Origin of the sequence: Streptococcus sp. XMC, from assembly GCF_021341835.1 — a bacterium.
Classification (GTDB): Bacteria; Bacillota; Bacilli; order Lactobacillales; family Streptococcaceae; genus Streptococcus.
On sequence record NZ_JAJTNQ010000010.1, the window covers coordinates 4191 to 13535 of the forward strand.

The window sequence follows — 9345 nt, forward strand, 5'->3', positions numbered from 1 at the left end:
GTAAGTGAAGACTTGGTCGCGTTTGTCAAGAGTTTCAGCTTCTTTGCCGTTCACATCTTTCTTGATTTCTGGCTCTTCTGGAGTCGGTGGAGTTACTGGAACTTCATTGGAATCCTTAGTGAAGCCTGGTTTGTTTGGAAGATCTGCCTTGTAAGTTGCCTTGTTCGGAACCTTGATTGACTTATCTTCTGTTACATAAGCAGACAAGTTAGCACCGGCTTTGATCTTAGCGTCGAATGTTAATTCAACTGCTTGACCAGCACTTGCTTTAACTTGTGCTTCTGTAAGGGTCAAGGTAATAGTTTGACCTTCTACCTTGATTTGGCTAGCGTCAAGCGCTTGACCATTCAATTTAGCACTTGATGTGCCGGCGAATTCAAGAACGTCTACCAAGGTATCTGTTACTGCGAAGGCTGTCGCATCTTGCGCTACTGTTGTTTTCACGTTGTAAGTGAAGACTTGGTCGCGTTTGTCAAGAGTTTCAGCTTCTTTGCCGTTCACATCTTTCTTGATTTCTGGCTCTTCTGGAGTCGGTGGAGTTACTGGAACTTCGTTCGAGTCCTTGTGATATTTCGGATTGTGATCGATGTCATAAGAAGCCTTATTCGGAATCTCTGTCTTACCATCTTTATTCACATAAGCTGATAAGTTGGCATTATCTCTAATCTTAGCCTTGAAATTCACTTCAATAGACTTACCGGCATCTGCTTTTACAGAAGCTTCTGTAAAGGCAACTTTGATCACTTGGCCAGAAATTGTTACTGTCGCCTTAGATCCTGCATCCTCACCATCGAGTTTAACAGTAGCTGAAGCATTCTCACCAACAAATTCTAGAACTTCTTTCAACTCGTCTGTCATCTCAAACACAGTTGCATTGGCAGGCATTGTTGTTTTCAAAGTATAAGTAAATTCTTCATTACGTTTTGCAAGATCGTAACGTTCTGCTCCGTTTACTTCCTTCTTAAGCTCTGAAGTTGTTGTTGGAGGTGGAGTGACAGTGACTGGTTTTGATTCTTTCTTAGAATCTGGATTGTCATTAATGATGTAGCTAGCAGTATTTGGTACTACTGGCTTGTCTTTTGCTTCATTTGGATAAGCAGTCAAGAGAGCATCGAAAGTGATTCCATCTTTAATCTTGGCATTGAATGAAACTTGGACTGCTTTACCAGCATATTGTTTCACTTGATCTTTTCCAAATGTGACTGTCAAGGTTTGACCTTCTGTTTTCACAGTCAAATCTTGAACAGCTTGGCCGTCAACAGTGACAGTTGCTTCCCCTTCAAATGCCAATTCTTTGACGATATCATCTGAAATGGTGAAGGTATCTGCCACATGTGGAACCGTTGAGTCAATCGTATACATGAAGACTTCTGATAACTTACCAAGATCTGCATGTTCCTGACCATTCACCTTCTTAGTGATTGGCGGTGGAGTGACAGTAACCGGTTTGGTTTCTTTCTCACCTTGTTGGTCATTCTTGTTGGTATAAGTAATCTTAGCTTTGTTCTCAATAGATGGAACTTTTGAGTCTTTCTTCACTTTGGCATGAATCACGAGCTCTACTTCTTGGTTACCGTAGTCACCCGCATTCGCAAAATCCTTCATCGTTGCAGTCACGGTTTGACCTTGAACTGTTACATCGAAGAATTTTGCTGCCGCTCCCTTGATTTCAGCTTGACCTGGAGTCAAGTTCTCATCCAAGGTATCCGTTACAACGAAGGACTTGTACGTTGTAATATCATTTGGCAATTTCGCTTTGATATTATAAGTAAAGTCGGTTTCTGCACCGATTGTTGCCTCTGTCAATGTTTCGTTGATTTTCTTATCAACACCTGGTTCTGATGGAGGCGTTACGGTGACTGGTTTCGTTTCTTTTTCTCCGCTATGATCGTTCTTATCAGTGTAGCTGATTGTCGCAGTATTTGGAATGTTAGCGCGAGTTACACCATCATTGATCTTAGCAGGAATTTCAAGTTCAACTTCTTGACCTGCAAGAGCAGCAGCATTCTCGAAATCTTTCATAGTAGCAGTTACTGTTTGTCCTTCAACTTTAACGTCGAAGAAGGCAGCAGCTGCACCCTTCATGATAGGTGATTTCCCACCTTCATTGATAACAGACAAGTCACCATCCAAAGTATCAGTGATTACAAATTTCTTGTAAGATGTGATATCTGTTGGAAGTTTTGTCTTGATGTTGTATTTGTATTCTTCCCCTGTTGGAATATCCAAGTGATCAAGTGTTTCGTTGATCTTCTTAGTTACAGGTGGAGGAGTCACAGTAACAGGTTTAGATTCGATATCTTTATCCACATTGTTTTCATTTGTAAATGAAATACTTGCTTTGTTATCGATAACTTTACCTGTAACACCATTTTTAACTTTTGCAGGAATTACCAATTCAACTGTAGTGTATTTAGCAAGGTCTGCAAATTTTCCATCTTTCACAGTTGCAGTAACAGTTTGACCGTTCTTTTCTACCGTGAAGAGGTCAGCAGCATCACCTTTAATAGAAGCTTCGCCATCGAATTCCAAGTCATTATCAAGGGTATCGCTGATTACAAACTTCTTATAAGAAGCAACGTCTGCAGGGATGTTTGTAGTGATGTTGTAAGTGTAAGGTTGTCCATCAAATGTTTGGAATTCTTCCAAGCTTTCATTGATCTTCTTAGTTACAGAAGGTTCTTTTGGTTTTGGCGGAGTAACCGTTACTTTATTAGATGTTTTCTTGATATCGTTCAAGGCAACATCAGCCGTGTTAGGTACTTTAATTTGACCACTTTCATCTTTATATTGAGAAAGGTCAGCACCCGGACGGATTTTAGCATCGAAAGTCAATTCAACATATTGGATGTCTTTCTTCTTACCACGAGTTACGCGACGAGAAATTTTATTAAGAGCATCTTTGTCTAATGTAAGTGAAACAGTCTGACCTTCAACTTTGATTCCAGCTGTCAAATCACTGTTTTCTTTTCCACCTACAGTTACGTTTACAGTACCTTCTTGGATTTCCAATTCAGGTACTACTGTATCGGTAATGCTAAAGCTGTCAGCAATACCTGGCCATGGAACAGATACCTTGTACTTGAAGACTTGGTCTTCTGTATCAAGATCTTCGTGTTCCTTGTCGTTTACTTTCTTCTCAATCTCTGTATCAACCGGTGGTTTAACATAGACAGAGTTTGAACGACGGATGGTGCTTGGTTTGTCAGTTGTTTTCTCATGCTTGCTTGGCTCAGGTGTGTCATCTTCACCATTCCACATGATATTACCTTGGTTTAATAAACCATAGCCACTATTTAGTTGAAGGATGTCAATGTAGTCTTTGCTTGCTTGATTATTACGGTATTGTTCTTTCAATTTAACCGTAATCGTCATTTGAGCTTTCTTAAGAACCAAGTAGTTATAGCTACCAGCAAGGCTTGGAACGTCAGCGACAACGACGTCACGTTCATTTCCTTCATCGTCTGTTTGTTTTACGAGACGAGTCACGATTGGACCTTCAGGACCAGTAGCAGAGTGACCTACGACTTCCAAACGGTGGTCAATAGGGTCAGTCAACATAACGTTTTTCTTAAATTCATAAGGAACGTTGTTGAAGTTGTAATCTACTGTATAAGTAAATGTCTCGTCTTTCGCAGACAAGTTTGCAGCGTATGATGGTTTTTTGCTCAATTGAAGTGGATCTTCAATAGTACCAGTGTCATTACTTGCATCTGCATCGACAATTTTCTTGGTAGCACTTGGGTAGCAGTATTCAAGTTTTTGAACTTCTACTGTTTCGTTGTGGCCACCGATTTTTTTAGATTCAAAGTCACCGACTTTAAACGTACCTGTCAATTCAGGAACTGGAACTTTTTCCTTAGCTGGTTTATAGTCAGCTGGAGGATCCTGTTCATCGTCTTCGTCTAATTGTTCAGCGTGAGCTTCTTTACTCAAGTCATAGTCAAAGTCGTTCTTACCAGGGTTGAAGACACTTTCTGGTACAGAGATCGTAACATTGTCACCATTCTGTTCAATCTTACCATGGATTTCCTTGGCAGGATCTTTCACTTCAGGCACAATTGTCTTACCGTTGATACGAACAGCGTCGACCTTGTAACCAGAAGTAACAGTAAATTGTCCCTTGATGTCTTCCTTAACGAGAGCGGCACCTACAGATTCCAATACACGAGATGAGAATTTCTCGATGTCGTTTTGCTCATTAACATAGAAGGAAACATCCTTACCATTGATGGTTTTGTTCGGAGAAGCCATGCCTTCCAATGCTTCGTGGAAGATTGCTTGAACCGAACGGTCGTCTCCGATGTCGAAGTAATTGCCAAAACCATTTTTATAAACATCGTAGTACTGGTCCTTATTATTAGCAAAAACCTTAACGTCTTCCCAGAAACCTACAACTACGGTTCCATTTGGTCCAACAACTCCCTTAAGAGTTTCACCAGCATCTTTTACTTCCTTCACACGACTTATAATATCTTGGGAAGCTTCAGAAATTCCTCTAAAGTTCCATTTTTGCCCAAGAATGGTGTTACGAGGGCCACTATAGTCCAATCGAACCTTACCATCAGCATTACGTTTACCATTAGCAACACCGTCCGTAATCACGAGGAAGACGGTCTTACGATCGTTAGCCATACTACCTTTACTATCGTTATACTCTTTGATAGCGTCTTCGATGGCTGGAACTGTTGGAGTTCCTCCGTTTACCTTAATGTCGTCAATGAAGCTATGGACGGTGCTTTCATCTGATGTCAAGTTAGAAGACTTATACTTATAATTATATGCGGCTCCCCAACCAGGATAGATAATCGGAGTTCCTGTAAAGTCTTGGGTGTTATACCAGTTATATCCGTCCGCACCTTGGAAGCTAGCAATCATGACGCGGTCTGTTGTGTCTGGGTTATCAGTCTTAACCAAACGAGGGTTGTTCTCGTCGTACTCTTCTTCCGTGACAAAAGTCGTCAACGTTTTGAGGGCTTTTTTAACACTAGGAATAGTGTCTTTAAAAGATCCACTCGCATCCTGCAAGATAACCAAGTCAATTGGTTTTCTTGGTAGACGCCAGTTAATTTCTTCTGTCGTCTCTATTTTACGGCTACATCCACTTTGTGTGATTTTTGTTCTTTTCCCGACTTGTGTTGTTTCAATACCTTCTGCTGAAGCCGTTCTACCGAAAAGCACACTTGCAAATCCTAACGGAATAGATATGAACAAAATCATGAACAAAATGGAGACCTTTTTGATGAAATCTTTCATGTTATTTTCTGAAATCTTATTGCGATTTCTTCCTCCTTTTTTCTATAGCAGATATATTAATCTAGTAGTTCTTGCAACTCTTTCGAGAAGTTTTCAGCAGTGGTATGATTTACTAATACATTCTTTACCTGTTGCTGTTTTGTTACAAGATACATACTTGGTATAGTTTGAACCTGTAAAAGATCGGCCGCGGACTGATCTTCGTCATAATAATACGGGAAGGTATATCCTTTTTCTTTGATATACTGATCCGCACTTTCCTTTGTTTCTTTACCTGGTTCGTTCAAATTCAATAGAACAAAATGAATTTGGTCTCCATACTTCTCATACATCTGCTGAACAATAGGTAGTTGTTTCTGACAATGCGGACACCAACTAGCCCATTCCACAACTAACATGGGTTTATCATACAGCTCTGAACTAGCAATCAATATACCTTTTTGAGTGGTCATTTTAAATTCTGGAAGTTGTTGACCTTTTAAACTCAAAGCTGTATTGTTCTCATCACTCGAAGTTGATTGCTGAACCGATGAATCGCCTATGTTTCCATCCTTAGTGGGTCTGGTGTAATAAAGTAAACCCACCACTAAACCTATGATGACCACCACCGCTAAAAATGGTAACCACCACTTGTCTTTTTGCATAACGTCTCCTTTCTTATAATAGTAAAATGCCATGAATGTTCTTTATTGCTTTGATATATTAATACACTATAAGAAATCGTTTTATTACACTCATGTCAAATGGTATTGTATCACTTATCAAAGCATTTTTCAAGCAATATTTTTTCAAATATTCAACTCTCTAAAAGAATTCAAAAAGCCGATAAATTCATATATTACAGGGACATCCCAAAAAAGGCTCTATAATATTTGTAGTGGGTAAATCCCCTATAGATATTATGGAGCCTATTTTTGTGTAAAAAAAGTCCCATATGACCTATAATGAAAAGCGACAAAACAACTCATTAGAAAGAATCATATGGAACAATTACATTTTATCACAAAACTACTCGATATCAAAGACCCAAATATCCAAATTATAGATATCATCAATAGGGATACCCACAAAGAAATCATCGCTAAACTGGATTACAATGCCCCATCTTGTCCCGATTGTGGACATCAAATGAAGAAATATGACTTTCAAAAACCGTCTAAGATCCCTTACCTTGAAACGACTGGTATGGCTACTAGAATTCTTCTGAAAAAGCGTCGTTTTAAGTGCTATCAGCGCTCGAAAATGGCGGTCGCTGAGACTCCTCTAGTAAAGAAAAATCATCAAATCCCTCGTATCATCAACCAAAAAATTGCTCAAAAACTGATTGAAAAGAATTCTATGACCGATATTGCCCATAAGCTTTCCATCTCAACTTCAACTGTCATTCGCAAGCTCAATGATTTTCACTTTGAGCATGATTTTTCGCGTCTTCCTGAGATTATGTCCTGGGACGAGTATACCTTTACCAAGGGAAAGATGAGTTTCATTGCGCAAGATTTTGATAAGCTTAATATCATCACTGTTCTTGAGGGTAGAACACAAGCTGTTATCCGGAATCACTTTCTGCGCTACGATAGAGCCGTCCGATGTCGAGTGAAAATTATTACTATGGATATGTTTAGCCCCTACTACGATATTGCCAGAAAGCTTTTTCCTAACGCTAAAATCGTTCTCGACCCCTTTCACATTGTACAATATCTCAGCCGTGCTATGAGTCGTTTCCATGTTCAAATTATGAATCAATTTGAGCGAAAATCTCATGAATACAAGGCTATCAAGCGCTACTGGAAACTCATTCAACAGGATAGCCGTAAACTTTGTGATAAGCGATTTTATCGCCCTACTTTTCGCATGCACTTGACGAATAAAGAGATTTTAGACAAGCTTTTGAGCTATTCAGAGGACTTGAAACTCCACTATCATCTCTACCAGCTCCTGCTTTTTCACTTTCAGAACAAGGAGGCAGACAAATTTTTCGGACTCATTGAGGACAATCTAAAACAGGTTTATCCCCTTTTTCAGACTATCTTTAAAACTTTATCTCAAGGATAAAGAGAAGATTGTCAACGCTCTTCAATTACCCTATTCTAACGCCAAATTGGAAGCAACTAATAATCTTATCAAACGCAATGCCTTTGGTTTTCGGAACTTTGAAAAGTTCAAAAAACGGATTTTTATCGCTCTAAACATCAAAAAAGAAAGGACGAAATTTGTCCTTTCTCGAGCTTAGCTTTTCTTCAACCCACTACAGTTGATAAAGAGCCAAAAAAGCAACGGCAAATCCGTTGCTTTTTTTGGAGATAAGAGACTATTGTCCCAGACTCAGATTTTAGCTTTTCTTCAACCCACTATAGTTGACAATGAGCCACTAAAAATTAGTTCTACTAAAATGCAGTCGTTCTTCCTTTAGAATTTTAAAGATTTTAATCTTCTTTTCTCTTGCGAGCTACAAGACCAAATCCACTCAATACTCCAAGAAGTCCAAGTGCTGCTAAATTACTATGATCTTCAGTACCAGTATTTGGCAACTGGGGAGTTACTGGTTTCTCTGGAGTTACTGGCTTCTCTGGAGTTACTGGCTTCTCTGTAGTTACTGGCTTCTCTGGAGTTACTGGCTTCTCTGGAGTTACATCAACGTAATAAGTATCAACACCTTCTTGGCCGTCATAATTTTTACCTGTTCCATACTGGTCTTGAACAAGACGGTAACCTTGAGCGCGGTATTTATCAATTACAGACTGCTTCTCTGCTTCTGTGTAGGATACAGGTTCACCTTCTTTACCGGCAAACTCTTCTGTACGCTCTAGCTCTTTTACAACTGAACCTTGTGCATCTACATGACGATAAATAACAATAGCTTTATCATCGCGTTTTACTGGTGCTTCTGGAACTTCTTCGTAAATATATGTTACTTCTTTAGTAACTCCGGCTTCAACAATGCCCTGAGATGGAGAAGATTGTGAGCTAATAGAGACACCATTCTCATCATATTTGTGACTTCCATCAATTGTCTCACCAGCTGAAGTTACTAAACGGTATGTCTTACCTTCAGCAGTAGTAATTGTTGAAGGTTTTTCAGTAGAGTTCTCAGATGCATTATAAGTAGAACCAGGTTTACCATCTACAGTATCTTTAATTGGAGATTGAAGAACCTTCCCTTCTGTAGAAACATAGTTAATGTTGACATTACCTGCTTTTTCATATACATATTTAACAGTCGTAGTGCCTTCTTTAACTTTACCAGTTTCTGAATCAGAATCATTCTTCACTTCTTTATAATAGTATGTCACTCCATTTTTTACGATTTTTTGATCTTTGTGTTCCTTAGTATCATAATCAGTACCTTCATCTGTTTTTGGAGTGTCTTCTACATCTTCTTTAATTTTGTTACCTTCAGTATCATAATACTCAACAATAACATTTCCTTGTTTAGGAGTAACAGGTGTATAAACAACTTCGTAGAACAAATCGTCATCGGTTGCAACAACCGTTTCTCCATCAACAGATTTCTTACCTGCCAACACAGAAGGAGTTCCTTCTTTTACTTTAGCAACTGTAGATAACGTGTATTCTTTACCTTCGATTACAACTGTTGGTTGTGGAACTACTGTATCAAAGTTATCTTTTGTTGTTTCCCAATTACCAAGAGTAGTTTCTCCCGTAACAAGATTCACTGTCCCTTTACGTTCGAATTGTACAGAGTCCTCTTGACTCGGAATTTCTTTTGAAATTGGAGTTTTCACACCATCAATTTCAGCATAATAAGTGATTGTACGGTTCACTTCCTCTTTCAACTTAAGAATTTCTTGATTATCTGGTTTTGGATATTTAGGGTCTTTAGGATGTGTTGGAACTGTTGGATTAGGGAATTGAGGATCTGCTGGATTAGGATCTTCTGGAGAGCTTGGATCAGTTGGCACTTCCCCTCCTGGCGTCAATGGCTTGTCTGGTGTAACTGGTACAACATATGGAGTCACATCAACGTAATAAGTATCAACACCTTCTTGGCCGTCATAATTTTTACCTGTTCCATACTGGTCTTGAACAAGACGGTAACCTTGAGCGCGGTATTTATCAATTACAGACTGC

4 protein-coding genes are annotated in these 9345 nt (G+C 39.1%); 1 reads left to right on the top strand and 3 read right to left on the bottom strand.

Features of this window, described 5'->3' with window-relative positions:
- Positions 1-5256: isopeptide-forming domain-containing fimbrial protein (locus LXO72_RS09995; protein ID WP_233332575.1), on the bottom strand; the 5256-nt coding region annotated here is incomplete at its 3' end.
- A gap of 56 nt (positions 5257-5312) precedes the next feature.
- Positions 5313-5900, bottom strand: a complete 588-nt coding sequence (locus LXO72_RS10000; RefSeq protein WP_084864494.1) for a TlpA family protein disulfide reductase — start codon at positions 5898-5900, stop codon at positions 5313-5315.
- Between the two features lie 337 nt (positions 5901-6237).
- Between LXO72_RS10000 and LXO72_RS10005 the strand changes: the two genes are divergently transcribed.
- Positions 6238-7486 (top strand): ISL3 family transposase gene (locus LXO72_RS10005; RefSeq protein ID WP_233332576.1). Its coding sequence is split into 2 segments (ribosomal slippage): positions 6238-7293 and positions 7295-7486, totalling 1248 coding nucleotides; the frame shifts between segments, so codons are not numbered across the junction.
- Positions 7487-7679: 193 nt separating this feature from the next.
- Here LXO72_RS10005 and LXO72_RS10170 read toward each other — a convergent pair.
- Positions 7680-9345 (bottom strand): mucin-binding protein (locus tag LXO72_RS10170; protein WP_267913809.1); only part of this gene is annotated, 1666 nt, incomplete at its 5' end.